Genomic DNA, 26,318 nt, shown 5'->3' with positions numbered 1-26,318 from the left:
ATCCACTCTGGTTCTGGAACATTGATCCAGAGATATGCGAGGGCTTGTCATGATCACCATCGTCGGCGCCGGTCTCGGCGGGCTGATGCTCGCCCGCGTGCTGCACGTCCACGGCATCCCGGCCACGGTCTACGAGGCCGACGCCTCGGCCGGCGTCCGCACCCAGGGCGGTCAGCTCGACATCCACCCGCACAACGGGCAGCTGGCGCTGCGCGCCGCCGGGCTCTTAGACCGGTTCCGGGCCCACGTCCACCAGGGCGCCGAGGCCCAGCGGGTGCTCGACCCCGACGGGAACGTGCTGCTCGACCACCCGGGTTCCGGGTCGCGCCCGGAGATCCTCCGCGGCGACCTGCGCCGGATCTTGATCGACGCGCTGCCCGCAGGCACGATCCGCTGGGGGCCACAAGCTCACCGCGGCCCGGTCCCTCGGCGACGGCCGGCACGAGCTGACGTTCGCCGACGGGTCGAGCGCGACGACCGACGTCCTGGTCGGCGCGGACGGCGCGTGGTCGCGGGTGCGTCCGCTGGTGTCCGCGGAGAAGCCGGTCCACACCGGGACGTCGGTCCACGAGACCTACCTGTTCGACGCCGACGACCGGCACCCGGCCACCGCGAAGGCGGTCGGCGCGGGCTCGATGTACGCGCTGGTGCCGGGCAAGGGGATCCAGGCCCACCGGGAGGCCGGGGGAGTCCTGCACACCTACGTGATGCTGACCCGGCCGCTGGACTGGTTCGACGCGCACGACGTGGCCGACGAGTTCGCCGGCTGGGCGCCGGAGCTCACCGCGCTGATCACCGACGGCGACACCCCGGCCGTGCTGCGCCCCCTGCACACCCTGCCGATCGGGCACCGGTGGGACCGGACGCCGGGCGTTACGCTGCTCGGCGACGCCGCCCACCTGCAGCCGCCCAACGGTGAAGGCGCCAACCTCGCGATGCTCGACGGCGCCGAGCTCGGCTGGGCGCTCGCCGCGCACCCGGACGATGCCGAGGCCGCGCTCACCCAGTACGAGCAGGCGCTCTTCCCGCGCAGCCGGGCCGAGAGCGTCGAGGCCGCGCGTGACTTCGAGCTCATCTTCGGGGCCGACACCCCGCACAGCCTGCTGGCGCTGTTCGCCGGATAGGGCTGCGGTTTTCCGCAGGCGGGTCGGCGGGCGTCCGCATGGTGGCGCACGGGGCCGATTTCTAGCGTCGTTCGCATGATGCTGACTGGAATCACCGAGTTCGCCACCGACCTGGTCGAGCGGCTCGGCGGGCCGGGCGCCGGGCTGGCGGTCGCGCTCGAGAACCTGTTCCCGCCGATCCCGAGCGAGATCATCCTGCCGCTCGCGGGGTTCGCCGCGAGCCGGGGCGACGTGAACCTCGCCGCCGCGATCGCCTGGACGACGCTGGGCTCGGTCGTCGGGGCGCTGGCGCTCTACGGGATCGGCGCCGCGCTCGGCCGCGACCGGCTGCGCACGATCGTCGCCCGGATGCCGCTGGTGCAGGTGAGGGACCTGGACCGCACCGAGGCGTGGTTCGCGCGCCACGGCCGGAAAGCGGTCTTCTTCGGACGGATGATCCCGATCTTCCGGAGCCTGATCTCGGTGCCGGCCGGGGTCGAGCGGATGCCGCTGCCGGTGTTCCTGCTCTACACGACGCTGGGCAGCCTGCTCTGGAACACGACGTTCGTGCTCGCCGGGTACGTGCTCGGCGAGAACTGGCCCCGGGTCGAGCCGGTCGTCGGCACGTTCCAGAACGCGGTGATCGTGGCCTGCGTGCTGGCCGTGGTGCTCTTCGTCGTGTCGCGGTTACGGCGTCGTCAAGGGGTGAAGCCGTAACGGGCGAACAGGTCGAGCCGCCGGCGCACGGCTAACCGGCCTCGCTGAGAAACTCCTCGACCATCGGGGCCAGCCAGTCGACGGCCGCGAGCACACCGGTGTGCGTCGTGCCCGGCAGGATCGCGAGACGGCAGCAGGGCAGCGCGCTGACGTCGCCGGGAACCCCGCCACCGAGCAGCCGGAACATCGCGACCGTGTGCTCGGGCCGGACGATGTCCGCGTCGCCGAGCACGAGCATCGCCGGGCTGCGCAGCGCGCGGATCCGGGCGGCCGGCCACCGCGGTGGGTCCGCGTCGAGTGCGGCGACCTTGGCGACCAGGCCGGCGAACCCGCCCGGGTCCGGGGCCGTGCGCAGGTACTCCTCGTGCAGCTCCGAGCCGTGCAGGTGCTCGGGGGCGAGCGCTCCGCCGAGGACACCCGGGTGGAGGCCGCTCCGGTCGACGCTGAGGCTGGCCAGGATCAGCCGGCGCACCCGGGCCGGGTGGTCGAGCCCCAGGTGCAGGGCGACCGCGGCGCCGAAGCTCCAGCCCAGCACGTCCGCGTCCGGCAGCCCGAGCCGGTCGAGGAGCTCGACCACGTCGTCGGCGCAGTGGGCCACGGTCAGCGGGCGGTCGGTGTCCGGCGTGTGCCCGTGCCCCTGCAGCTCCACCGCGATCACCCGGCGCGTCGCCGCCAGCCGGGGCAGGATCGCGCCGAACGAGGAGCCGATCCCCGACAGCGCCCCCGGGATCAGCACCAGCGGCGGCCCGGCACCGTGGTCGGCGTGGTAGATCTCCATGCCCGTACGGTGACGGTGAGCTCTTACGGTTCGCTTTCGGAGGACGTGCGGTGCGGTTCGGTGTGCTCGGGCCGGTGACGGTCACCACGGAGGCCGGTGACCCGGTGGTGATCCCGGGGGCGAAGGTGCGGCTCCTGCTGGCCGACCTGCTCACCCACCGCAACCACGTCGTCTCCGCCGACCGGCTGATCGACGACCTCTGGGGCGAGAACGCCCCCGCGAACGCGTCCGGCGCGCTGCAGGTGCGCGTCTCCCAGCTGCGCAAAGCCCTGGGCGACGCCGAGCGCGGCGGCCGTGACCTGGTGGAGTCGGTGGCGCCGGGGTACGTGCTGCGCACCGACGCGGTCGACGCGGACCGGTTCGCCGCGCTGCTCGGCACCGACCCGACCGCGGCGCTCGGCCTGTGGCGCGGCGAGGCCTACGCCGACGTCGCCGACCACGAGTTCGTCCGCGCCGAGGTGCTGCGCCTGACCGAGCAGCGTCTCGTCGCCCGGGAACGGCTGGCCGCCGCCCGGCTCGAGCGCGGTGAGCACGACGCGGTCGCCGCCGAGTTGTCCGCGCTCGTCGCCCAGCACCCGCTGCGCGAGGGCCTGCGCGGGCTCCACCTGCGGGCGCTGTACGCCGCCGGGCGGCAGGCCGAGGCGCTGGACAGCTACGCCGACCTGCGCGAACACCTCGCCTCGGAGCTCGGCCTCGACCCCGGGCCGGAGTTGGTCGCGCTGCACGGCCGGCTGCTCGCCCAGGACGCGGCGCTCGGCCCGGTGCCGCCCGCCGCGCGGGTGCGCAACAGCGTGCCGGCCCGGCTGGACGAACTGGTCGGTCGCGGCGAGGCCCTGGTCGAGTTGCGTGAGCTGCTGCCGTCCCACCGCCTGCTCACGCTGATCGGGCCGGGTGGGGTCGGCAAGACCCGGCTCGCGACCGAGGTGGCCCGCGGCCACGCGTCGGCCTGCCTGGTCGAGCTGGCGCCGCTGCCGGCCGGCGACCCCGGCGTCGCCGACCGCGTGCTCGCCGCGCTGGACCTCGCCGAGCCCACCGGCTCGGTCGTCCCGCCGGCGGACCGCCTGCTCACCGCCCTGGGCGGTCGCGAACTGCTGATCGTCCTCGACAACTGCGAACACGTCGTCGAGGACGCGGCCGGGCTGGTCGCGCGCCTGCTCCGCGAGGCCCCCGGGATCACCGTGCTCGCCACCAGCCGCGAACCGCTCGGCCTGACCGGCGAGGTCCTCTGGGAGGTCCCGCCGCTGCCGCTGGCCGACGACGACCACGACGTCGACGCGGTCCGCCGCTCGGCCGCCGCCCGGCTGTTCACCGCCCGGGCGGCCGCCCAGCAGCGCACGTTCCGGCTCGACGAACGCACCGCGCCGCTCGTCGCCCACCTGTGCCGACGGCTCGACGGGCTGCCGCTCGCGCTGGAGCTCGCCGCGACCCGGGTCCGCGCGCTCGGCCTCGACGGTGTCGTGGCCCGCCTGGACGACCGGTTCGCGCTGCTCACCGCGTCGACACGGGACGTTCCGGCCCGGCAGCGGACGCTGACCGCGGTGATCGCCTGGAGCTGGGACCTGCTCGCGCCCGACGACCAGCAGGCGCTGGCGCGGCTCGCGGTGTTCCGCGACGGGTGCACGGAGCCGGCCGCGTCCGAGGTGTGCGGCACGTCGCTCGACACGCTCGCGACGCTCGTCGACCGGTCGCTGGTGGTGTTCGACGGGGACCGCTACCGGCTGCTGGAGTCGGTCGCGGAGTTCGCGCTGGCCCGGCTGGAGGACGCCGCCGACGTCCGCGCCCGGCACGCGGCCCATTACCTCGCGCTGGCGTCCCGGGCCGACCCGCTGCTGCGGGGGCCGCGCCAGCGGGAGTGGCTGGACCGGCTGGACGCCGAGGACGCGAACCTGCACGCCGCCCTCGGGGCCGGTGGCGGGTTGCCGCTGGCCTGCGCGCTGACCTGGTACTGGTACCTGCGCGGCCGGTTCACCGAGGCGCGCACGGCGCTCGCCCTTCCGGGCTCGCCCGCCGAGGAGCGCCGGGCGTCGCCGTGGCGGCTCGGGTTCGCGCTGCTGCAGGGTGCCGCCGTCGCCGCCGACGACGTCCGCGCGTGCGTCGCCGACTGCGAGGACCCCCGCGCGGCCTGGTTCGTCGCGCACGCGCTGATCGAGCGCAGCGAACTGGAGCTGACCGCGTCGCTGCTGCCGGACACCGACGACCCGTGGACCGGGGCCGCGGTGCTGAGCACCCGCGCGATGCTCGCCCATGCCACCGAAGACTGGGCCGAGCTGGAGCGGGTCGCGACCCGGGGCGCGGCGATCTTCACCGAGCTGGGCGACGGCTGGGGCTGGTTGCGGGCGTCCGAGTGGCTGGCCGGGCTGGCCGAGGTGCGCGGCGACCTCGAGGGCGCGGCGGCGCTGCACCGCGAGGGCCTGCGCCGGGCCGAGGAGCTCGCGCTGACCGCCGAGGTCGGCGGCCGGCTGTCGTGGCTGGCCTGGCTCGGCGTGCAGACCCGGGACTACGCCGGAGCCCAGGAGCTGGGGGAGCGGGCCTACCGGATGGCGCTCGCCCAGGGCTCGTCGGCCTCGATCGCGTTCGCGCAGATCAGCCTCGGGTTCGGCGCACGCCGCGGCGGCAAGCTCGACCTGGCCGTCGAGCACCTGACCCAGCTCGTCGAACGGGGCAGGGCCGAGGCGGCGACCGCGCTGTTCCTGCCGATGGCGCTGATCGAGCTCGGGTTCGCGACCGAGCAGCTCGGCGACCTCGACGGGGCGATCGCGCTGCACCGGGAGGCGTTCGACCTGTCGGGCCCGATGGGCTCACCCCGCAACGGGGTGCCCGCCCTCGAGGGGTTGGCCTCCGCCGCCGCGGCGCGGGGCGACGCGCCGGTCGCCGCGCGCCTGCTGGGTGCGGCGGCGGCCGCCCGGGTGGCCGCGGAGTCGCCGCCCGCCCCGGCCGAACAGGACGAGCTGGACCGGGTGACCGACCGGCTCACCGACGTGCTCGGTGAGCCCCGCCTGACGGTTCTGCTCACCGAGGGTGCGGCGCTGACCCCAGCGGAAGCCCGAGCTCTGCTCTGAGTACGGGCTCCCGGCCTCACCCTCCACTCGACCTTCAGACCTTCGGGGCGTACGAGGCCACGATGACGCCGCTCTTGAACACTTTCGTGTCGACGAGGTCGAACGTCGCGGTGAAGTCGGGCAGCGGAGCGGAGATCGAGGCACCCCCGACGACGACCGGGTGGATCCAGAGCCGGACCTCGTCGACGAGACCGGCCCGGAGCAGCTCCGCGGTCACCGAGCCGAACCCGTACTGGATGATGTCGCCACCCTCCTGCGCCTTCAGCGCGGTGACGGCCTCGACCAGGTCACCCGCCAGCACCTCGGTGTTGCGCCACTCCGGGTTCGTCAGCGTCCGGGACGCGACGTACTTCTTCACCGAGTTGAAGTACGCGGCGCCGGTCGTCGGGTCGTTCTCGTCCCGGCTCGACCAGGCCGGGAACATCCCGTCGTAGGTCGCGCGGCCCATCAGCATCGCGTCGGCGGCCTCGGTCTGGGCCCCGGCCAGCGCTCCGGCCTCCTCGTCGAAGTACGGCATGGTCCACATCGGGTTCTCGATGACGCCGTCGAGGGTGATGTAGGTCGAGTTGATCAGCTTGCGCATCGGGTGCTCCGCAGCGAGTCGGTGTCGTTCGTCCTGACAGCTCAGACTTTGACCGGCCGAGCTTACGATTCGCTTTCGATGCGCCACCTGACCCCCTTTCGGGGGGTGGGTGCGCACGGTGGTGCGCACGGGGCAGAATCGAGCCGCGCGCGCACCGTGGCGGGCGTGGCCGGGGAAGGCGGACCGTGAGGCGGGATCAGTCGACGTGATCATCGATCGGGCCCAGCTGGTCGTCGCCCTCCCGCAGTACGAGATCGGCGACGTGCTCGGACGAGGTGCGCACGGGCTGGTGTTCCACGCCCGGCACCGGCGTCTCGGTTCGGCCCACGCGGTGAAGGCGCTCGTCGTCGCCGAGCGTGACCTCGACGCGTCCCGCCGGTTCCTCAACGAGGCGCGGGTGATGACCGCGCTCGACCACCCGCACATCGTGCGTGTCAACGAGTACGCCGAAGGGGACGCGGTACTGCTGCTGGTGCTCGAGCACCTCGGCGGCGGCACGCTCACCGAGCGGATGGGGCAGCCGGTCGCGCCGGGCGTCGCGTCGGCGTGGATGCTCGCGGTCGCCGAGGCGCTGTCGGTGGCGCACCACCAGGGCGTCGTGCACCGGGACATCAAGCCCGCGAACCTGCTGTTCACGACCGGGGGGCTGCTGAAGGTCGGCGACTTCGGCATCTCGAAGCTCTTCGCCGGCTCCGACGCGTCGGCCAGCGCGGACATCGTCGGGACCCCGCGGTACATCGCCCCCGAGCAGATCTCGGGCGGACGGATCGGGCCGGCCACCGACCTGTACGCGCTCGGCGTGACGTTCTACGAGCTGCTGTCCGGGAAGTCGCCGTTCCCGGTGGGGCTGTCGTTACCCGGGTTGCTGCACCACCACCTGTCGATGCCGCCGGAGCCGCTGGAGGGTGCGCCGCCGGCGCTGGCCGCGCTGGTGGAGCGTCTACTGGAGAAGGACCCGGCGGCACGGCCGGATTCGGCGCGGGGCCTCGCCGTCGAGCTCGTGAACGCGGCCGAAGAGGACCTCGGCGGCGACTGGATCACCCGCTCCGGGGTTCCGCTGCGCATCGACGGCGCGCTGCTGTACCAGCGCGGCCCGTGGCGCGAACTGAACGAGTCCCGGGTCCCGCCGCGGGAGCCCGGCCGGGGCCGGAGCGACACGCCGGTGCCGCCGTCGTCCCGGACGGTGCTGCTCGGCGACGAACCGTTGCCGCCGCTGCCGGTGGTCTCCGGCGGGGGTACGGGTGGGGATCCGGACTGGGTGCGGACCGGGGACCGGGACGAGTCGCCGCGGCCGGAGCCCCGGGTCCCGGCCGGTCGGCGACGCGCGATGCTGGCCGGTGCGGCCGCTGTCGTCGTGGTCGCGACCGCCACCGCGGCGACCCTCGTGCTCAACGCCGACCGCTCCGCGGACGCCTCCCACACCGCCACCACGGCGACCGCGCAGAAGACCGCGACGGCCGAACACAGCGCCACCCTCCTCGGCGAGTTCACCGCCGGCCGGTCGATCGCCGAACGCGTCGCGATCGACGGCGACGCCACCCACGTCGCCTGGATCACCACCGGCGGCGACGTGTCGGTCTGGGATCCGGCCACCGAACGCCAGGTCGGCCCCCTGGGAGGCACGGACACCGCGGTCTGGGCGGCGGCCTTCGTCGTCGACGACGACCCCACGCTCGCCGGCCCCAGCGGCGGCGTGCTCCTCACCGGCGGCCAGGACGGCGTCCTGCACCAGTGGGATCCCGGCACCGGCCGGGAAGCCGGCGCCACCGTCCCCGTCGGACCGGAGAAGACCATCGCGGTCGCCTTCGACCAGGACGGCGCGACGATGGCCGCCGGCGGCGCGGACGGCGTCGTCCGGATCTGGAACGCGATCACCGTCGAGCCCTCCGACCCGCCGCTGCGCGGCCACACGTCCCCGATCGCCGCGATCGCATTCGCCCCCACCGGAACCCGTATCGCCACCGCCGCCGACGACGGGGTGCGCCTGTGGAACGCCGGCAGCCACCAGCAGGTGGTGTTCCAGTCCAACCGCGGCGGCGCGGTCACGACCAGCCTGGCCTTCAGCCCCGACGGCAGCCGTCTCGTCTCCGGCGGCTTCAAGAACGCGGTGCAGCTGTGGGACGCCCAGTCCGGCCGGCCGGTGGGCCCGGCGATCGACCCCGGCCCCACCGATCTGAGCATCGCGCTGGGCTTCAGCCGGGACTCCGACGCCTTGATCACCTGCGCCGGGAACGTCGTGCGCTGGTGGGACGCGTCGACCGGCAAGCGGACGGGGGCGGAGGTGCGCCTGCCCGCGAGCGCGCCGGTGAGCGCGGCCGCGTTCACCGCGAACGGCACCCACGTGGTGACGGCGAGCACCGACGGCACGGTCCGCCTGTGGAAACTCGTCTGATGGCCTCGCGCGCACCTGAGTGCGCGTCATCGTCTCCGGCGACGTGGAACGCGGTGATGGCCGCGACCGCGGACGCCACCTGATCCGGTTCGCCACCGCCGGGGCCGGACCGACGCGAACCGGCCCTCACGCAGAACGCGCCGATGGTGCGAGTCGGTCGCGGGGGACAGCCCGAACTCGGCCCGGATCGCCTCGGTGATCGCGCCCGAACTCCGCTCCCCGTCGGCGAGCAACTCCACAATGCGCCGGCGCACCGGGTCCCCCAGGATGTCGAACGCGTGCGCGGCCCCGATCGCGCCGGCCTCGACTCATCTAAGTCAATGCTGGCACTTAGGCGATCGGCATCCGGCCGGCGGGCGGATCCGCTCACCGCCGGGGCCCACCAGGTCGGTCCGGAGGCGGAGTGGGCCCTCGACCGGGGTGAGCGGGGTCGGTCGCGCGAAACTGGTCCGCCCGGGAGTGATCCGCGCACGGTCCAGCCGCGTGGGGGCGGGGCGGGCGGGAAGTCAGGCGGCCGGAAGGTCGGTCAGGGGCGGAGGTGGGCCCCGAGCACGGTGGTGACCATGGAGTGCACGGCGTCGGGGGTGGGTGGGGCGCCGGTGCGGTCGGCGAAGAGGAGGTGGCCGGCGCCGATGAGGGTCGGAGCGAGCCCGTCCACGGGCGCGTCGGAACCCAGGCGGCCGAGTTCCTGCTCCGCGGCGAGATAGGACGCGACCATGATCGCGCCCTCGGTGAGCACCGGAACGCCGGCCGGCCACGCGTCGCGGAGGCGAGCGCGAAGCTCGTCGCGGAAAATCACCAGCGGCACGATCGCCACCGCCACCGACCCGAACAACGCGGTCACCGCGGCCGCGACGTTGCCGACCACGGTCCCGGTCCCGGCGGCACTCCGCAGCGACTCGGTCTGCGAGTCCATCCGCTCGACCCGATCGAGCACGAAGTCGGCCAGGAACGCATCGAAGTCCGCGAAATGCCGGTGCAGGACCCCCTTGGCCACACCGGCCTCATCGGTGACCGCGCGACTGGTCAACGCACTCGGCCCGGACCGCAGCAAGACCCGCTCCGCGGCGTCGAACAACTGCGCCCGAACGTCACGAAGCGCTACCCCGGTCGGCACCGGGACATAGTACGCCGAGCCACCGACGCGCTCGTTCCCACAACAGAACCAGGTTCTACCCCACGACTCCGCGGGTGCGCGCGGCCCCGTTCGCGCCGCGCGCACACCACCGACGTCAGCGGCCGCGTGGCGGCCCGGCGATCACCTGGATCTCGGTGAAGCCCAACAACCCCCACGGCCCGTTCTCCACGCCGATCCCGCTGTGTTTGTGCCCCCCGAACGGCAGATCCGGGGTGATCGCGCTCCCGTGTGCGTTCACGGTCACCTGACCGGCGTCGATCTCGGCGGCGACCTCGGCCGCGTGGGCCGGATCGTGGGACCACACCGACGCGGTGAGGCCGTACGTGGTGTTGTTGGCTCTGGCCACCGCGTCGTCGACGTCGCGGTAGGTCAGGACGGGGAGCACCGGGCCGAACTGTTCCTCGTCCACGATCCGGACGCCGTCGGAGAGCCCGGCCAGGATCGTCGGACGGAAGAAATAGCCGTCCCGGTCGTACCGCGAGCCGCCGGCGGCCACGCGTGCGCCCTGGGCGATCGCGTCCTCCACCAGGCCGCTCACCCGCTCGTACTGCGGCTTGTTGTTGATCGGGCCGAGTTGCACGCCCTCGACCAGGCCCTGGTCGACCTTCACGCCCTCGGCGATCGCGGCGAGCGCGTCGACCAGTTCGTCGTGCTGGGATTCGTGCACGTAGACGCGCTTCACGGCCAGGCAGGTCTGGCCGTTGTTGAGGAAGCCGCTCCAGAACAGCGGCCCGGCGATGTCGGCGACGTTCGCGCCGGGCAGGACGACGGCCGGGTCGTTGCCGCCGAGCTCCAGCGTGACGCGCTTCAGGTCGTCCGCGGCGGCCGCGGCGACCTTCTTGCCGGTCGCGGTCGACCCGGTGAAGCTGATCTTGCGCACCAGCGGATGGGTGGTGAGCGACGCGCCGAGCGGATCGGGGCCGGTCACGACGTTGAGCACACCCGGGGGCAGCACGGTGCGCAGCACCTCGCCGAGCGCCAGCGTGGCCAGCGGCGTGTACGGCGACGGCTTGATCACGACGGTGTTGCCCGCCCGCAGCGCCGGCGCGATCTTCCACATGGCGAGGGTCAGCGGGAAGTTCCACGGGGTGATGGCCGCGACCACCCCGATCGGCTTGCGGTGGACCTCCGCGTAGCCCTTCTCGTCGTCGCGCACGATCTCGGGCGCGAGCTCCAGGCCCGCGTAGTACCGCAGCCACAGGGAGACGGCGAACGTTTCGGCGCGGGCGTCACGCAGTGGTTTGCCCTGTTCGGCGACGAGGATCGCGGCCAGGTCCGCGGACGCGGCGTCGACGGCGTCCGCGGCGGCGAGCAGCGCCTGCCGTCGATGGTGAGGGTTCGCGGATAGTCGGAGGTGACGGACACTGTCGGCTCCTGACTGGCGGCGGCTCGAGGTGGGTTGGGGTTCGTCAGAGGTGACGGCTGCGCGACCGGGCTCCTGACTGGCGGCGGCTCGAGGTGGGTTGGGGTTCGTCAGAGGTGACGGCTGCGCGACCGGGCTCCTGACTGGCGGCGGCTCGGGATGGGTCGGGGTTCGTGACAGCTGCGCGACCGGGCTCCTGACCTAACGCATGACTAGAACCGGTTTCACGACGGTACCTCGGGAGACGTCCGATTCGGCCGAGTTGATCCGATCCAGTGGGTACTCGGTGATCAGCCGGTCGAACGGGAAGACACCCTGTTTCCACAGCCGGATCAGCTGCGGGATGAAGACGTGCGGCACCGCGTCGCCCTCGTAGACGTACGTGATCGTCTTGCCGGCGAGCGTGGGCGGGAAGACCGTCAGCGGCTCGAAGCCGGCGCCGACGAGCACGCACCGGCCGGGGCGGCGCAGCACGTCGATCGCGGTGCTCATCGCGACCGGGTTCCCGGTCGTGTCGAAGCTGACGTCGACCTTGCCCACCTGCGCGGACACGTCGTCGGCGGTGCCGTCCACCGCCCGCGTCGCGCCCATCTCCACCGCGAACTCCCGTCGGCTGCGCCGGATGTCGACCGCGATGATCTCGCTCGCCCCCGACAGTTTCGCGGCGAGCACCGCCGCCATCCCCACCGCGCCGGTGCCGAACACCGCGATCGACCGGCCCGGCGCCAGTCGCAGCGTGTTGAGGACGACGCCGGCGCCGGTCTGGATCCCGCAGCCGAGCGGGCCGAGGAGCTCCAGCGGCACGTCCGCGTCGACCTTCACCGCGTTGCGCTCGGACGCGATCGCGTACTCGCCGAACGACGACTGACCGAACCAGCGGCTGGTCAGCGGCGCCCCCGCCGCGTCGGTGGCGACGCCGGTGCCGCCGGCGAGGTTGTGCCGTTCGAACGCGCCGCAGTGCACCGGGGTGCCCGCGTGGCACTCGGCGCAGGAACCGCAGGAGTCGAACGAGAGCACGACGTGGTCGCCGGGCGCGAGCGTCGTGACACCCGGCCCGATCTCCGCGACGACGCCGGAGCCCTCGTGTCCGAGGATCGCGGGGAGGAACGTCGGCCCGAGCACGCCGGCGCGGGCGATCTGGTCGGTGTGGCACATCCCGGCACCGACGATCCGCACCAGGACCTCACCGGGTCCGGGCGCGGCGAGGGTGACGGTCTCCACCGTGTACGGGGCGTCGACGTCACGCAGGACGGCACAGCGGCACTCGATCATCGATCCACCCGGGGTCGTCGGGGTTCCATAGTGGAACCGGGTTCTAATAGCTGTCAATCGGACCGGCGGCGATAGGTCTAGAATCCAGTTCATTCCGCGCGGGAGGGGCGATGGTCGACGACGCGATCGTGAACGCCAGCGCGGTGGTGCGGTACGCGCGGCCCAAACTCACCGCGACGCAGATCGCGCGGCGCCAGCGCATCCTCTCCGCCGCGCTGCGGGCGCTCGATTCGGGCGAGTACGAGCACATCCAGATGCGCTCGGTGGCCCAGGCGGCCGACGTCGCGCTCGGCACCGTCTACCGGTACTTCCCGTCGAAGGAGTACCTGTACGCGTCGGCCGTGCTCGAATGGGCGGTGTCGGCGCCGGAGCTGGCGCCCGCGCGCGAGGTGGCCGGGCACCTCCGGCCGGAGGAACGGCTCCGGATCCGCCTGCACACGATCATCCGGGCGTTCGAGCTCCGGCCCTGGCACTACCGGGTGCACGTCGCGCTGCGCACCACGGCCGACGCGCGGGCGGCGGCGCTGATCGCCGCCACCGAACGTGACACCCGGATGATCCTGGCCTATGACCTCGACGCGCTCGGACCGGCGGCGGCCGAGGACACCGCGCTCATGCTCTGGGCCGTGGTCGATGCCGCGCTGCGTGAGGCGATCATCCGCGGCGGCGAGGTCTCCGAGGCCTACCGGGTCGTCGACCGGTTCATCGACCTGCTGGTCACCCCGCTGCGCTGGGCGTCCCCGCCGGTCACGGCCGGGGACGGCGGCGGGGCGTGATCAGGCGGAGGCCGGCGCCCAGGAGGTGGCCCTCGAGCTCGGCGTCGCCCAGCGCGGCGAACTCGGGGCTGCCGGCCGCGGCCACGATGCCGGTGAGCGCCACCGCCGCCGCTACCCGCTGGCCGGGATCGGCGTCGGCCCCGACCACCGCGACGGGGATCCGGCGTTCGTAGTCGGCGAAGTCGGGCAGGTGCCGGCGGAGTGTGCGCAGCACCGCGACGTCGTCGTAGAGCAGGGTGAGCAGTTCGCGGTGCCCCACGACCAGGTGCACGAACCCGGTGAGGAAGGTGCGGGTACGGGTGGAGTGCGTGCGCTGCGCGTCGGCGTGGTCGAGGATCTCGCGCAGCTGCCCGAGCGCCGGAGCGACGACGGCCAGGACGATCTCGTCCTTGGTCTTGAAGTGGTAGTACACCGCGGCCTTCGTGACGCCCATCGCGTCGGCGATCATCTGCAGCGACGTGCCCTCGACGCCGAATTCGGCGAATTGCGCGAGCGCCGAGTCGATCACCCGCTGCCGCCCGCGCGCCGGGGTGCTCTGCTCGCTGGCCACGCTCGTCACTGACCCTCCTTCGTCCGAACGCCGAGTCTAGGTCTAGAGCGTCTTGTGGAAGATGCGGAAGTCGCAGGGGGTGGCCAGGAAGGGTGAGAGGTGGGGATACGCGGGGGCGAAGTCCTCGGTGCGGACGTTGACGTAGCCGAGGCGGGTGTACCAGTCGACGAGGAACTGCTTCACCGGATGGGTCCAGTCCTGCGGTGTGAGCACCTCGAGCTGCATCGTGGTGTCGCCGGCGCTGCGGGCGTTGGCCTCGGCGAAGCGCACCAGTTCGCGGCCGATGCCGAGCCCGCGGTGTTTCGTCGACGCGACGAGCATGCCGAACTCGCTCGTCGTGTCGTCGAGGCGGCAGAGGCGGATCGAGCCGACCAGCTCGTCGTCGAGCCGGGCCACCCACAGCTCGCCGGCGCGGGCGAGGTTCGCGACCTCACCCACGGTCGTGCGGCTCTGCCCGGGGATCCAGAGGCCACTTTCGCCCGCCGCGTAGACCTCGTTGATCAGCTCGGTGAGCCGGGCCACGGTGACCGCGTCCGCGGCGTCCTCGGAGGTGAAGGGCGCGATCGTCAATAAGGGTTGCACTCGCCCATTCTCCTAGGCGAAGAGCGTGTTGACCCGGGCCGGGTCGAAGAGGTGCTCGAGCATCAGGTGGCCACCGCCGATCACGCCGGCCAGGCGCCCGGCCCGGCTCGGCTCGATCACGAGTTTCTCCACGGCCATCGGCAGGCACCGCTCGTACAGCGTCGACCGGATATTCGCGACGTACGGTTCGGCCTGGCTCAGCTGACCGCCGAGCACGAGCGTGTCGGGGTTGAAGAAGTTGACGATCGTGGCCAGCACGTCGGCGGTCGCGCGCCCGGCGTCGCGGAACATGCGTGCCGACACCGGCTCGGCGTCGCGCGCGATCCGGACCACGTCGGTGGTGGCGCGTACGTCGAAGCCCGCCTCGGCCAGCCGCCGGGCCAGGGCGGCGCCGCTGGCCACCGCGTCCAGGCAGCCGGTGCGTCCGCACGAGCACGGCACGTCCTGCTGGTCGGAGACCGGCGCGTGGCTGATGTCCCCGGCCGCGCCGCGTGCGCCCCGGTGCAGCTGGCCGGACGCGATCACGCCGCAGCCGATGCCCGAGCCGGCCTTCAGGAACACCAGGTGCTCGCTGGGCGCGGCCGAGAACTCGCCCAGCGCCATCAGGTTGGCGTCGTTCTCCACCAGCACCGGCACGTCGGTGAACGCCCGGGCCAGCGCCGGGACGTCGGCGCCGTTCCAGCCGGGCATGCGCGAGGGCGACACGACCCGGCCGGCCCGGAAGTCCACCGGGCCGGGCACGCCCACGGTGAGGCCGCGCAGCGGGGCCTGTCCCTCGGCCAGTGCGCCGACCCGCTCCACCAGCCAGTCCAGCACCCGCTCCGGACCGTCGGCGATGTCCATCGGGAGCTCGTGCTCGGCCAGCAGCGTGCCGCCGAGGTCGAACAGCGCGAGCGTCGCGTGGTGGGCGCCCAGGTCGGCGGCGGCGACCACCCCGGCGTTCGTCCGCAGCTCGAGCACCCGCGGACGCCGCCCGCCCCGGGAGCGTCCGGCCCCGGTCTCGTGCAGGAACCCGAGCTCGATCAGGGCTTCGACGCGGGTGGCCGCGGTGGAGGCCGATACGTGGGTCAGGCGCGCGATGTCGGAGCGGGACGCGGCCTGACCCGAACGCACGAGGCGGAGGACGGCCCCCGGTGAGTCCGGGGCGATCGGTTCGGGCTGCACCCTTTGGTTGTACCAGGTTGCTGTTAAATCTTCGATCGGCCGTTGACTTGTTTCGATAATTGGACTTAGTCTCGCCTCTGTCGTCAGAACCGCAGCTAGGAGGGGTGATGATCGAGGTCCGAGGGGTGAACAAGTACTTCGGCGACCACCACGTACTCCGCGACATCGACCTCGACGTCGCCGCCGGCGAGGTGGTGGTCGTCGTCGGGCCGTCCGGGTCGGGCAAGTCCACGCTGTGCCGTTGCCTCAACCGGCTGGAGTCGGTGTCGTCCGGCGAGATCCGCATCGACGGGCGCACGCTGCCCGGCGAGGGCCGGGAGCTGGCGCGGCTGCGTGCCGAGGTCGGCATGGTCTTCCAGTCGTTCAACCTGTTCGGCCACCGGACGATCCTCGACAACGTCGCGCTCGGCCCCATCCACGTGGGCAAGACGGACAAGAAGCAGGCCAGGGCCGACGCACTGGAACTGCTCGAACGCGTCGGAATCGCGGAGCAGGCCGGCAAGTACCCGGCGCAGCTCTCCGGCGGTCAGCAGCAGCGCGCGGCGATCGCCCGCTCGCTCGCCATGCGTCCGAAGGTGATGTTGTTCGACGAGCCCACCTCCGCGCTCGACCCCGAGATGGTCAGCGAGGTGCTCGACGTGATGGTGGGGCTGGCCGCGGAGGGCATGACGATGGTCGTCGTCACCCACGAGATGGGCTTCGCGCGGCGCGCGGCCAACCGCGTCGTCTTCATGGACGAGGGACAGATCGTCGAGTCCGACCACCCGGACACGTTCTTCACGGGCGCCCGCAGCGAGCGGGCCCGCTCGTTCCTCTCGAAGGTTCTCTCCCACTAGGAAAGGCAAGTGCCATGGCGAAGGCCAAAAGCACGCTGCTCACGGCGGCCGTCGCCGCCGTGACGCTAGCCCTCGCCGCCTGCGGCGGCGGTTCGGACTCCGACTCGTCGGCGGTTCCGCCCGCGGCGAGTTCCGCGGCGTCGACCTCCGGCGCTCCGGTCGCGGCCGACGCGCTGATCCTCCCCGGCTCGACGATGGAGAAGATCAAGAAGCGCGGCAAGCTCGTCGTCGCCGAGGCCCTCGACGCGCCGCTGCTCTCCCAGCAGGACCCGTCGAACCCCGACAACGTCACCGGCTTCGACGCCGACCTGGCCAAGGCGCTCGCCACCTACATCATCGGCAAGCCGTCGGTGCAGATCGTGCCGCCGGCCACCGAGACCCGCGAGGCGCTGCTCGCCAACGGCACCGTGGACGTCGTGTTCAACACGTACACGATCACCGAGGAGCGGGCCAAGCAGGTCGACTTCGCCGGACCGTACTTCTCCTCCGGCCTCGCGGTCGCGGTGAAGACCGGCAACAACGACATCAAGAGCATCGAGGACCTGGCCGGCAAGACCGTCATCGTCGGCGCGAACACCCCGGCCGTCACCGAGGTGCCGAAGCGGGTCCCGACCGCCAAGGTCGTCCAGTTCGGCACCGACCCGCAGGCCGTCCAGGCCCTCACCCAGGGCCGCGGCGACGCGTACGTGCAGGACATCACGCTGCTGGCCAGCGACGCGAAGTCGAACCCGGCGATCACGGTCGTGGGCAACCCGTTCACCTCCGAGCCCTACGGCATCGGCCTCAAGCACGGCGACGCGCAGATGAAGCAGTTCGTCAACACCTGGCTGACGACGATCCAGAAGTCGGGCCTGTGGGCCGAGATCTGGAAGAACTCGCTCGGCACGGTCGTGAAGTCGGAGGCTCCGGAGCCGCCGGCGATCGGCTCGGTTCCCGGGTCCTGAGTCGCTGACCGGGGGCGGGCCACCGCCCCCGGTCCAACCGGAGGCTTCTGAGTGAACGTCCTGCTCGACAACCTGCCCGCGCTGCTGGACGGGCTCTGGACCACGGTGTGGATGACCGTGGTCGCCGGCATCGGAGCGTTGATCCTCGGCGTGCTGGTCACCGCCGCGCGGGTCAGCCCGGTGCCGATCCTGCGCGGCCTGGCCTTCGGGTACGTGCAGTTCTTCCTGAACGTTCCGGCGCTGGCCCTGCTCGTGCTGTTCGTGTTCGCGCTGCCCGACGTCGGACTGCTGATGCCGTTGACGACGACGGCGGTGGTCGTGCTGGTCATCTACGAGGCCGCGTACGTGGCCGAGGCGGTGCGCAGCGGCATCAACACGGTCGCGATGGGCCAGGCCGAAGCGGCGCGGGCGATCGGGCTGACGTTCTTCCAGTCGCTGCGCCTGGTGATCCTGCCGCAGGCGCTGCGCGCGGTGGTCCAGCCGGTCGGCAACGTGATGATCGCGCTGGTGATGAACACGTCGCTGGCCGCCGCGGTGGGCGTCGTCGAGCTGACCGCGTCCGCGAACAAGGTGAACCTCGTGCACGCCCAGCCGATCCCGATCTTCGTCGGTGCCGGCCTGGCCTACATGGCGCTGGCGCTGGTGATCGGGTTGTCCACGGGCTTCGTCGAGCGGAAGGTGGCGATCGTCCGATGAGCGCTCGCGCGAAGAGCGGAGGGCGGCGATGAGCGGCGCGTCCGTGCTGTTCGACGAGCCGGGGCCACGGGGGCGTCGGCGCATCCGCATCGCGTCGATCGTCACCGTGGTGGTGCTCGTCGTCGTTGTCGTTCTGGGCCTGCGGGTCTTCGCCTCGCACGGGCAGCTGGACGCCGACCGGTGGTCGCCGTTCGCGGCCTGGCCGATCTGGAGCTACCTGCTGGTCGGGTTGCGCGGGACGCTGCAGGCCGCGGCGCTGGTCGCGGTGCTCGGTGCGGCGTTCGGGCTGGTGCTGGCGCTGGGCCGGCTCTCGCCGGTGCGGCCGATCCGGTGGGTCGCCACCGCCTACATCGAGATCGCGCGCACGCTACCGGTGCTGCTGCTGATCTACGTGACGCTGTTCGCGCTGCCGGCCTACGGCCTGAACCTCCCGCTGCTGTGGAAGCTCGTGTTGCCGCTGACCGTGGCCAACGCGGCCGCGTTCGCGGAGATCTTCCGGGCCGGCATCCTGAGCATGCCGCGCGGGCAGAACGAGGCCGCGCTCAGCCTCGGGATGACCCGGGGCCAGTCGATGCGGCTGGTCGTGTTGCCGCAGGCGCTGCGCGCGGTGGCGCCGTCGCTGGTGTCGCAGCTGGTGTCGCTGCTCAAGGACACCTCGCTGGGCTACATCGTGGCGTTCACCGAACTGCTCTACCGGGCGCAGGTGCTCGCCGCGTACAACCACCTGCTCGTCCAGACCTACCTCGTCGTCACCCTCGTTTACCTGGTCTGCAACCTGCTGCTCTCCGGGGCGGCGTACCGGCTGCAGACGTTCACCCGGCGGCGGACCGCCGCGCCCGTTGTGGAGAAGACACCGTGATCGCTGAGTTGGCAGTTGTGGAGCGGGACGGCTTCGCCGAGTCGCGCCACCTCGGAACGCTCGTCGCGCTGGCCGCCGACGGTTCGGTCGCGTTCGCGGCCGGTGACCCGTCCGCGCCGATCCTGCCGCGCTCGTCGGTGAAGCCGTGGCAGGCCGTCGCCTGCCGGTCCGTCGGTTTGTCGCTCGACGACGCCGGGACGGCGATCTCGGCCGGTTCGCACACCGGCGAGGACGCCCACGTGGTGCTCACGCGCTCGATCCTGCTGGGCGCCGGTCTCTCCGAGGACGCGCTGGGCTGTCCGCCGGACTGGCCGGAGGACGTCCCGACGCGCAACGCGCTGATCGCCGGCGGCGGGGCGGCGTCGCCGGTCCGCATGAACTGCTCCGGGAAGCACGCGGCGATGCTGGCCGCGTGCGTCGGACAGGGCTGGGACGTCGCCGGGTACCTGCGGCCGGACCACCCGCTGCAGCAGCGCGTGCGCACCGTGATCGAGGACGCGACCGGCGCGCCGGTGACGCACGTGACCACCGACGGGTGCGGCGCGCCGCTGTTCGGCACGACGACGCTGGGCCTGGCCCGGGCGGCGGCGCGTCTGGTGACCGCCCCGGCCGGCTCGCCGGAACGCACGGTCGCGGACGCGATGCGTGCCGAGCCGTTCTTCGTCGGCGGCACCGGACAGGTGAACACGCTGCTGATGGAGCGGGTGCCCGGAGTGCTGGCCAAGGGCGGCGCCGAAGGGGTGCTGGTGGCGGCGGCCGACGACGGCCGCGCGGTCGCGATGAAGGTGGTCGACGGGTCGCCGCGGGCCACCACGATGCTGGCGGTCGCGGCGCTGGCGTTCCTGGGCGTGGACGTCTCCGGGGCCGGTGACCTGGCCGAGGTGCCGGTGCTGGGCGGCGGCCGGCCGGTCGGGCGGATCCGGCTCGGCGCGGACCTGTCGGCGTTGCGATGACGCTCGTCGAGATCTGCGTCGACGACGTCGCCGGGGCGCGGGTCGCGGAGGAATGCGGGGCCGATCGCATCGAGCTCTGCGCCGACCTGCTCGAAGGCGGCATCACCCCGTCGTACGGGATGGTGACCGCCGTCCTCGAGACGACGTCGCGGGTGGGCGTGCAACTGCTGATCCGGCCGCGCGGCGGGGACTTCGTGTATTCGCCCGACGAGGTGCGGGTGATGCTCACCGACATCCGGCTGTTCGCCGGGCGGCCGCGGGTCGGCTTCGTGCTCAGCGGCCTGACCGCGACGAAGCAGGTCGACGCCGGGGTGCTGGCGACGCTGGTGGAGGCGTGCGGGGACGCGCCGGTGACGTTCAGCCGGGCGTTCGACGAGATCACCGATCAGTTCGGGGCGCTGGACACGCTCGCGTCGCTGGGGGTGTCGCGGGTGCTGACCGGGGGTGGGCCGGGGTCGGCGGAGTCGGGGCGCGACCAGCTGCGCGCGCTGGTGGGGTACGGCGGGGATCGGATCGGGGTGCTGGCCGGAGGGTCGGTGCGGTCGCCGAACGTGGGGTCGCTCGTGGCGTATTCGGGCGTGCCCGAGGTGCATCTGCGGGCGATGCGGCCGGTGGGGGGCCGGGACCGGACGTCGGCGGACGAGGTGCGCGCGGTGATCGCCGCGGTGGGCTCTGTGGGCTCCGTGGGCTCTGTGGGTTCCTCGTGACCGGTGCGGTGGTCGCGGTGGACATCGGGGGGACGACCGTGAAGGCGTCCGTGGTGGACGAGCGGGGCGTGCGGCGTCATCACCGCACGGGGCCGAGCGAGGGTGGCGCGGACACCGTCGCGGTGGTCCGGTCGCTGATCTCGACGCTGCGGGGTGCGGCGCTCGCCGACGGGCTGGACGTGCTCGCGGCCGGAGTGGTGACCCCCGGTCTCGTCGACGCCGCCACCGGCACCGTCGCCTACGCGTCCAACCTCGGCTGGCGTGACTTCGACCTGCGCACGGCGCTGGCCGGACCGCTCGGGTTGCCGGTCTCGGTCGGCCACGACGTGCGCGCGGCCGGCCGGGCCGAACGACACCTGGGCGCGGCGCGCGGCGCGGACGACTTCGTGCTGCTGCAGCTGGGAACCGGAATCGCGGCCGCAGTGGTGACAGCGGGGACGCTGGTGAGCGGCGCGGGCAGCGCGGCCGGGGAGGCCGGCCACATGCCGGTGTATCCGGACGGGGAACCGTGTCCGTGCGGGAAGCGGGGGTGTCTGGAGGCGTACGCGGCGGGGGCCGCGGTACCGCGGCGGTACCGGGCGGCGCGGGGGACCGGGGACGTGGCCGGCGCGGCGGACGTCGTCGGGTTGCTGGGCGTCGATCCGATCGCCGACCGGGTGTGGGGCGAGGCGGTGCGTGCGCTGGGGTTCGGCGTCAGCACGTTGACGATGCTGCTCGATCCGGCGCTCGTGGTGCTGGGCGGCGGCATGGCGCAAGCCGGGGACGCCCTGCTCGGACCGGTGGAACGGACGTTGACCGAGCTGCTGGTGTGGCGGGAGGCACCGGAGCTGCGCCTCTCGACGCTGGGCCCCGCGGCCGGCCAGTGGGGTGCCGCGATCGAGGCGTTCGCGTTGACGCCGTCCGCCGGGTGCGTGCGGAGCTGGAGCCACCCGACCTCGGTGATCGCCGGAGAGTGTGACCGCGACCCGGTCCCGCACTCACGTTCGTCGGGCCTCGGGGTGGTCCCGTTCGGGGGTGGTGCGCCCGAACGGGACCAGCCGGATCAGTAGATGTCGAAGTCGTCCACCCGGAGGACCCAGGTGCCGCCGTAGCGCCAGTCGCCGGCGCCGAAACCGAAGTAGCCCCAGCCGGCCCAGCCGAAGCGGGTGTAGTCGCAGCTGAAGTCGTCCCAGAGACCACGCAGGACACCCTCGAAGCCGGCCTGCTGGCAGTTCAGGTAGCCGCGGTGGAACGAGTCGACCCGGTCGCCGAAGCGGGCCTGGGAGGCCCAGCCCCATCCACCGGACACGTCCCAACCTCCGCCGCGGTGGTAGCTGGCGCCGCGCCGCCAGTCGGACGGACCCCGCCAGACGCGGTAGTCGCCCCCGCGCCAGCGGCGTCCTTCGTACCAGTCGACGCTGATCCGCTCGCCGCGCCGATGTTCGCGGTAACGCCACTCGCGACTGTCGCGGTACCGCTCGTCCCGCGCATCATGGCCGTCCCGCGCATCATGGCCGTCCCGCGCATCACGCCCGTCCCGGTCGTCACGCCGGTCACGTCCGTTCCGGTCGTCACGCCCGCCACGTTCATCGCGGCCGTCGTGTCCGTTCCGATCGTCGCGTCCGTCGCGGCCCTGGCGTCCGTCGCGGCCCTCGCGACCATCCTGACCTTGGTGCCCGTCGCGACCGTCCTGACCCTGGCGTCCATCGCGCCCGTCACGACCATCCTGGCCTTGGCGGCCGTTCTGGCCCTCACGTCCGTCGCGACCGCCTTGCCTGCCTCCACGGTCGCGCTGGCCGCCGTTCCCGTCCTGGTCGTCGTCGCCCTGCTGGTTTCCGGGCTGTCGATCACCCGCACCCTGGCGGTTGCCGTCCCCGCGGCCATCGTCGCCCTGCTCGCCTCGGCCGGGTCGGTCCTCGGCTCCACGCTGAGCGCCGCGGTCGGCCTGGCCGTCGCCGCGTCCGTTGCCGCCCCACTGGCTACCCCGGCCATCGTCGTCACCGCCACGCTCACCGCCGCGCTCACCGCCGCGCGACTGCGCCTCGCGGCCACCCCCGTCCTGGCGGCCACCGCGCTCCTCGCCGCTGCCCCGCTGGCCACCGCTGCGCTGACCGTCGCCGCGCTCGCTTCCGCGCTGCTCGCTACCTCCGCGCTCGCTGGCCCCGCCGTCGCTACTTCCGCGCTCTCCGTAGCTGCGCTCGCCGCCCCGGCGTTCGCCGCGTTGGTCGGAGGTGGCGGAATCGTCGTCGCCCTCGCCGGTGGACAGGAGGGTCGTGCCGGGGTTCAGGGCCGGCTTGCCCAGGGCCGGGGGCGCTGCCAGCGCGGGGGAAGCCAGCGACAGGGTGGAACCGGTGGCCAGGGCCGCGCTGACGAGCGCCAGCCCGACGCGCACGGTGTTGCTCGTCATCGTCGTCTCCGATCTGTTTTTCTGACAAATCGGATACGACCACTTATTTGCACGTCAGTGACCCCGACGTGCCGACGTTGTGCGCGATAGCGCTAATTTGGCACCATTCGGGCCATGAATACCGGTACGTTCGCCCGAAAACGGGCGCGAACCAGTATCACCGGGAACCTCAGTAGCGCGCCCCAGCCGGGGCCGGCAGTGCGTCCAGTGCGGCGACGTCCTCGGCGGTGAGCTGCAGCGACGCCGCGCCCGCGTTCTCAGCCAGGCGCGCCAGCCGCCGCGTGCCGGGGATCGGCACGACGTGCGCGCCCTGCGCGAGCACCCAGGCCAGCGCCACCTGGGCGGCGGTCGCCTCGTACTTCGCCGCGATCGCCTCCACGGTCTCCACGATCGCCAGGTTCGCTTTCAGGTTCTCCGGCTGGAAGCGGGGGTTGCGCGCGCGGAAGTCGTTCGCGGAGAACGCGGCCTCGCGCAGCGTGCCGGTGAGGAACCCGCGACCGAGGGGCGAGAACGGGACGAACCCGGCGCCGTTGCGCTCGCACCACGGCAGTGTGGTGCCGAGGTGGTCGCGGGTCCAGAGCGACAGCTCCGACTGCACCGCGCCGATCGGGTGCACCGCGGCCGCCCGGTCGAGCTGCTCGACGCTGAACTCCGAGACGCCGATCGCCCGGATCTTGCCCGCCGACACCGCCTCGGCCAGGACGCCGATGCTGTCCTCGATCGGCACGTCCGGGTCGGGGCGGTGCAGGTAGTACAGGTCGATGGTCTCGACGCCGAGGCGGCGCAGCGACCCGTCGATCGCCTGGCGCAGGTGCTCGGGCGAGCCGTTCGGGCTCGGCATCCGCGACGAGTCGGGCCGGCCGTCGGCGAAGTGCGCGACCAGGCCGCCCTTGGTGGCCAGCGTGACCTCGTCCCGCCGCCGGGTCAGGGCCTTCCCGACGAGTTCCTCGTTGGTGAACGGGCCGTAGACGTCCGAGGTGTCGATGAGCGTGACGCCGAGATCGATCGCGTGGCCGATCACGGCGCTGGGGTCGTCGGAATTCGCGTCGGTGCCGTAGGCCCAGGTCATGCCCATGCAGCCGAGGCCGATCGCGCCGACGCCCGGGCCGTCGGACCAGAGGGTGCGGGTGGGGATCTGTTCGCTCACGGGCTCCACCGTAGTCAGCCCTCGCCGGCGAACACCCGAAGTTGCAGCGCCAGCGTGCCGTAGTAGCCGACGAGCGTCGTCAGCTCGAACAGGCCGCGCTCGCCGAGGGCCGCGACGGCGGCGTCGTAGTGGGCGTCCTCCAGGCCCCCTCCGGTCAGGAGCGCGCGGGTGGTGCGGAGTGCGGCGAGTTCGTCGGTGCTCAAAGAGTGCGGTTCGGTGCCGGTGCGGACGGCGCCGAGCTCGTCGTCGGTGAGTCCGGCGCGGCGGCCGACCGCCTCGTGCGCTTCCCGCTCGAATGTGCTGCCCCAGTGAGCGGCGACGACCAGGATCGCGAGTTCGCGGGCGCGGTCGCTGAGCGTGGTCTCGTACCGCACGGCCTCGCCGAGCGACTGCAGCGCGGCCCCCACCGGCGGGCTGAGCAGCATCGCGTTGAACGGCCCGGTCAGGCGGCCCTGGTCGTCGACGAGCGCGAACGCCTGCGGGCCGGCGGCGCGACGGCCTCCGGTGACCGCGCGGTAGACGGCGCGCTGGTCGTCGTCGAGCTCCGCGGGGGAGAGCCGGCGGAGACGGCCGGCGGGCCACAATGGATTATCCACAATCAGAACCTGTTCCCGCCGTTATACCTGCTCACCGTGTTTACGATGGAGGGTGTCGCGTTGCCGGGTGCTGGGGCCCATCGAGGTCGTGCGGGAGGGGTCCCCGCCGCGCGCGCTGCCGCGGCGCCAGCGCGCGATGCTCGCCCGGCTGATCCTCGCACGGGGGCGCGTCGTGGAGTTCGACGCGCTCGCCCGGAGCGTCTGGGGCGACGAGGGCGGCCCGGCGGACGTCCGGCCGGCCCTGTACACGCTGGCCTCCCGGCTGCGCGGGGCACTCGGGGCCGGTCTCGTCACCGAGCTGGACGGGTACGCGCTCCGGGTTCCCGGAAGTGCGGTCGACGCCTGGGAGTTCGAGGCCGGTCTGCGCGCGGCGCGCGCGGCCACCGGGCCGGCTGCCCTGTCGGCCTACGACCGGCTGCTCTCCTGGTGGCGAGGGCGCGCCTTCGACGAGTTCGCCGACGGGTTCGCCGCCGCCGAGTCCGCCCGCCTGGAGGCCCTCCGCTCCGCGGCCACCAACGAGCGCCGGTCCCTCCTGAACCCCTAACCCAACCCGAGCTGCCACTGCCGGTGCTGCCGCTGCTGCCGCTGCTTGTCGCTGCCGAGCTGAGCCGCTGGCGAGCTGCTGTCGCGCTGAGCTGCTGCCGCGTGGCGCCGCTGCCGCATCACGCCGTCACCTCATCACCAATCACGCCGCTGACGGCCCCGAACGCGTGCCCGTGGGCCCGTTGCGCAGTCGGGCAGCTCGACTGGACGGCGTGGGGCTCCGCGGGATGGCGTGGGACCCCGTGGGACGGGGCGTGGGTCGTGGGATGGCGTGGGACTGCACGGGATGGCGGGTGACCGGGTGGGATGGCGGGTGGACTGTGGGACGGCACGGGGCGGCATTGGCCGCGGGACGCCTTGGGATTCCGCGGGACGCCTTGGGATTCCGCGGGATGGCTTGGGATTCCGTGCGGGACGCCTTGGGATTCCGCGGGACGCCTGGAGATTCCGCGGGACGCCTGGAGATTCCGCGGGACGCCTGGAGATTCCGTGGGATGGCGGTTGGCCGCGGGATGGCGTGGGACTCGGTGAGATGGCGGAAGGGGTGGGCCGCGGGATGGCATGGACTCGATGGGACGGCGGGCGGTCACATGGGGTGGGCGGCAGCCCCGGGTGGAGATGACAGCCGGCTCCGAAAGATGAAGCCGGTTCTGGGGGATGACGGCCGATTCTGTGGGACGACGGCCGGCTCCGTGGGACGACGGCCGGCTCCGTGGGATGACCACTGGCCCCGTGGGACGGCGGGTGGCGCGGTGGATCGGCGAGAACCCCCGGCCGGACGCGGGCGGCGATGGCGGACGGCGATGGCGGGCGGCTCCGTGCGATGGCGAGCAGTGACGTGCGACTGCACTGGTAGACAGCACGACCCTGCCCGGCGACAACATCCGGGCCTCCCGCGAAGACCCCGGCAGACCCATACACAACGGCACCCGACCGCACGTCGCAACTGCCCGACCCGCCCGATCTGGCCCACGTGCCCGATCTGGCCCCACGCGCCCAACCTGGCCCACGCGCCCGATCCGGCCCACGCGCCCGACCCCGCCGATCCAGCGGACCGGCCTGACCGGCCTGACCGGCCTGACCAAGACCACCACCGCCCGATCAGCATCGACCAAAACCAGCCGCCCGCCTCACCCCCAAAACCCCCGCTGAAGCCGAACGCACCATCCCGACC

General features: G+C 73.0%; 23 protein-coding genes and 3 pseudogenes. 14 read left to right on the top strand and 12 right to left on the bottom strand.

Going from position 1 to position 26,318, the window contains the following annotated elements:
* Positions 1-49 precede the first annotated feature (49 nt).
* Both CRYAR_RS50885 and CRYAR_RS23280 read left to right on the top strand, forming a co-directional pair.
* A pseudogene (locus CRYAR_RS50885) lies at positions 50-1,124 on the top strand (FAD-dependent oxidoreductase).
* 75 nt (positions 1,125-1,199) lie between these two features.
* A pseudogene (locus CRYAR_RS23280) lies at positions 1,200-1,817 on the top strand (DedA family protein); the annotation flags it as partial.
* Positions 1,818-1,851: 34 nt separating this feature from the next.
* On the opposite strand, the gene CRYAR_RS23275 reads toward CRYAR_RS23280, so the two are convergent.
* On the bottom strand, positions 1,852-2,598 hold the full coding sequence (locus CRYAR_RS23275) for an alpha/beta fold hydrolase (protein WP_035855207.1): 747 nt from the start codon (positions 2,596-2,598) through the stop codon (positions 1,852-1,854).
* A 50-nt stretch (positions 2,599-2,648) separates the two neighbouring features.
* Between CRYAR_RS23275 and CRYAR_RS23270 the strand changes: the two genes are divergently transcribed.
* Positions 2,649-5,657, top strand: coding sequence for an AfsR/SARP family transcriptional regulator (locus CRYAR_RS23270; protein WP_035855204.1), 3,009 nt, complete (start codon positions 2,649-2,651; stop codon positions 5,655-5,657).
* A 34-nt stretch (positions 5,658-5,691) separates the two neighbouring features.
* Here the strand turns inward: CRYAR_RS23270 and CRYAR_RS23265 are convergent, their stop codons facing one another.
* The gene (locus CRYAR_RS23265; RefSeq protein ID WP_035855203.1) at positions 5,692-6,240 is read right to left on the bottom strand and encodes a dihydrofolate reductase family protein; all 549 of its coding nucleotides are present in this window, start codon (positions 6,238-6,240) and stop codon (positions 5,692-5,694) included.
* 205 nt (positions 6,241-6,445) lie between these two features.
* On the opposite strand from CRYAR_RS23265, the gene CRYAR_RS43495 reads away from it, so the two are divergent.
* Entirely contained in the window at positions 6,446-8,632 is a 2,187-nt protein-coding gene (locus CRYAR_RS43495; RefSeq protein WP_169745079.1) for a WD40 repeat domain-containing serine/threonine protein kinase, read from the top strand.
* A gap of 104 nt (positions 8,633-8,736) precedes the next feature.
* On the opposite strand, the pseudogene CRYAR_RS50880 reads toward CRYAR_RS43495, so the two are convergent.
* The 4 genes and pseudogenes from CRYAR_RS50880 to CRYAR_RS23245 form a co-directional block, all read right to left on the bottom strand.
* Positions 8,737-8,925: pseudogene (locus CRYAR_RS50880) on the bottom strand (ArsR/SmtB family transcription factor); the annotation flags it as partial.
* Between the two features lie 233 nt (positions 8,926-9,158).
* The gene (locus CRYAR_RS23255; protein ID WP_035855200.1) at positions 9,159-9,749 is read right to left on the bottom strand and encodes a TetR/AcrR family transcriptional regulator; all 591 of its coding nucleotides are present in this window, start codon (positions 9,747-9,749) and stop codon (positions 9,159-9,161) included.
* A 115-nt stretch (positions 9,750-9,864) separates the two neighbouring features.
* A complete protein-coding gene (locus CRYAR_RS23250) occupies positions 9,865-11,247 on the bottom strand; it encodes an aldehyde dehydrogenase family protein (RefSeq protein WP_084700866.1) in 1,383 nt (460 codons plus the stop codon).
* Positions 11,248-11,334: 87 nt separating this feature from the next.
* A complete protein-coding gene (locus CRYAR_RS23245; protein ID WP_035855198.1) occupies positions 11,335-12,405 on the bottom strand; it encodes an NAD(P)-dependent alcohol dehydrogenase in 1,071 nt (356 codons plus the stop codon).
* A 110-nt stretch (positions 12,406-12,515) separates the two neighbouring features.
* Between CRYAR_RS23245 and CRYAR_RS43490 the strand changes: the two genes are divergently transcribed.
* Positions 12,516-13,181 (top strand): TetR family transcriptional regulator, encoded by a 666-nt coding sequence (locus CRYAR_RS43490; RefSeq protein ID WP_051570838.1) that lies wholly within the window; start codon positions 12,516-12,518, stop codon positions 13,179-13,181.
* On the opposite strand, the gene CRYAR_RS23235 is transcribed toward CRYAR_RS43490, so the two are convergent.
* Genes CRYAR_RS23235 through CRYAR_RS23225 form a run of 3 tightly spaced genes read right to left on the bottom strand, consistent with a single transcriptional unit; the run spans position 13,153 to position 15,477 of the window.
* The gene (locus CRYAR_RS23235) at positions 13,153-13,740 is read right to left on the bottom strand and encodes a TetR/AcrR family transcriptional regulator (RefSeq protein ID WP_051570837.1); all 588 of its coding nucleotides are present in this window, start codon (positions 13,738-13,740) and stop codon (positions 13,153-13,155) included. The genes CRYAR_RS43490 and CRYAR_RS23235 overlap by 29 nt on opposite strands.
* A gap of 33 nt (positions 13,741-13,773) precedes the next feature.
* Positions 13,774-14,313 (bottom strand): GNAT family N-acetyltransferase, encoded by a 540-nt coding sequence (locus CRYAR_RS23230; protein ID WP_245620494.1) that lies wholly within the window; start codon positions 14,311-14,313, stop codon positions 13,774-13,776.
* Positions 14,314-14,325: 12 nt separating this feature from the next.
* The gene (locus CRYAR_RS23225) at positions 14,326-15,477 is read right to left on the bottom strand and encodes an ROK family protein (RefSeq protein WP_035855197.1); all 1,152 of its coding nucleotides are present in this window, start codon (positions 15,475-15,477) and stop codon (positions 14,326-14,328) included.
* Between the two features lie 107 nt (positions 15,478-15,584).
* On the opposite strand from CRYAR_RS23225, the gene CRYAR_RS23220 reads away from it, so the two are divergent.
* From CRYAR_RS23220 to CRYAR_RS23190, 7 genes are read left to right on the top strand one after another with little or no spacing between them, the layout of a single operon-like run.
* A complete protein-coding gene (locus CRYAR_RS23220; RefSeq protein ID WP_035855196.1) occupies positions 15,585-16,313 on the top strand; it encodes an amino acid ABC transporter ATP-binding protein in 729 nt (242 codons plus the stop codon).
* A gap of 14 nt (positions 16,314-16,327) precedes the next feature.
* Complete coding sequence (locus tag CRYAR_RS23215; protein ID WP_035855194.1) at positions 16,328-17,257, top strand: glutamate ABC transporter substrate-binding protein; 930 nt, start codon at positions 16,328-16,330, stop codon at positions 17,255-17,257.
* A 51-nt stretch (positions 17,258-17,308) separates the two neighbouring features.
* Positions 17,309-17,953 (top strand): amino acid ABC transporter permease, encoded by a 645-nt coding sequence (locus CRYAR_RS23210; protein ID WP_035855193.1) that lies wholly within the window; start codon positions 17,309-17,311, stop codon positions 17,951-17,953.
* A gap of 28 nt (positions 17,954-17,981) precedes the next feature.
* Entirely contained in the window at positions 17,982-18,812 is an 831-nt protein-coding gene (locus CRYAR_RS23205) for an amino acid ABC transporter permease (protein ID WP_084700864.1), read from the top strand.
* Positions 18,809-19,765 carry an asparaginase gene (locus tag CRYAR_RS23200; RefSeq protein WP_035855192.1) on the top strand — a complete coding sequence of 319 codons (957 nt, stop codon included), beginning with the start codon at positions 18,809-18,811 and terminating at the stop codon, positions 19,763-19,765. Before CRYAR_RS23205 ends, CRYAR_RS23200 begins: the two co-directional genes overlap by 4 nt.
* A complete protein-coding gene (locus CRYAR_RS23195) occupies positions 19,762-20,472 on the top strand; it encodes a copper homeostasis protein CutC (RefSeq protein WP_051570836.1) in 711 nt (236 codons plus the stop codon). The genes CRYAR_RS23200 and CRYAR_RS23195 overlap by 4 nt, the downstream gene beginning before the upstream one ends.
* Positions 20,469-21,521 carry an ROK family protein gene (locus CRYAR_RS23190; protein ID WP_063725752.1) on the top strand — a complete coding sequence of 351 codons (1,053 nt, stop codon included), beginning with the start codon at positions 20,469-20,471 and terminating at the stop codon, positions 21,519-21,521. The genes CRYAR_RS23195 and CRYAR_RS23190 overlap by 4 nt, the downstream gene beginning before the upstream one ends.
* Here CRYAR_RS23190 and CRYAR_RS23185 read toward each other — a convergent pair.
* Entirely contained in the window at positions 21,515-21,760 is a 246-nt protein-coding gene (locus CRYAR_RS23185; protein ID WP_035855190.1) for a hypothetical protein, read from the bottom strand. The two genes, CRYAR_RS23190 and CRYAR_RS23185, sit on opposite strands and share 7 nt — an antisense overlap.
* Positions 21,761-22,051: 291 nt before the next feature.
* Here CRYAR_RS23185 and CRYAR_RS23180 point away from each other — a divergent pair, with 291 nt between their 5' ends.
* Positions 22,052-22,948, top strand: a complete 897-nt coding sequence (locus tag CRYAR_RS23180; RefSeq protein ID WP_157017998.1) for a hypothetical protein — start codon at positions 22,052-22,054, stop codon at positions 22,946-22,948.
* Positions 22,949-23,027: 79 nt separating this feature from the next.
* On the opposite strand, the gene CRYAR_RS23175 is transcribed toward CRYAR_RS23180, so the two are convergent.
* Both CRYAR_RS23175 and CRYAR_RS23170 read right to left on the bottom strand, forming a co-directional pair.
* On the bottom strand, positions 23,028-24,005 hold the full coding sequence (locus CRYAR_RS23175; RefSeq protein WP_211247598.1) for an aldo/keto reductase: 978 nt from the start codon (positions 24,003-24,005) through the stop codon (positions 23,028-23,030).
* A gap of 14 nt (positions 24,006-24,019) precedes the next feature.
* The gene (locus CRYAR_RS23170; RefSeq protein WP_211247597.1) at positions 24,020-24,601 is read right to left on the bottom strand and encodes a carboxymuconolactone decarboxylase family protein; all 582 of its coding nucleotides are present in this window, start codon (positions 24,599-24,601) and stop codon (positions 24,020-24,022) included.
* Between the two features lie 67 nt (positions 24,602-24,668).
* Here CRYAR_RS23170 and CRYAR_RS23165 point away from each other — a divergent pair, with 67 nt between their 5' ends.
* Positions 24,669-25,145: an AfsR/SARP family transcriptional regulator gene (locus tag CRYAR_RS23165; RefSeq protein ID WP_035855184.1), complete on the top strand. Its 477-nt coding sequence runs from the start codon at positions 24,669-24,671 to the stop codon at positions 25,143-25,145.
* Positions 25,146-26,318 lie beyond the last annotated feature (1,173 nt).

This window comes from Cryptosporangium arvum DSM 44712, assembly GCF_000585375.1.
Classification (GTDB): Bacteria; Actinomycetota; Actinomycetes; order Mycobacteriales; family Cryptosporangiaceae; genus Cryptosporangium; species Cryptosporangium arvum.
The sequence above is the reverse complement of the archived record's forward strand: the minus strand, read 5'-3'. Positions and strand labels throughout refer to the sequence as shown.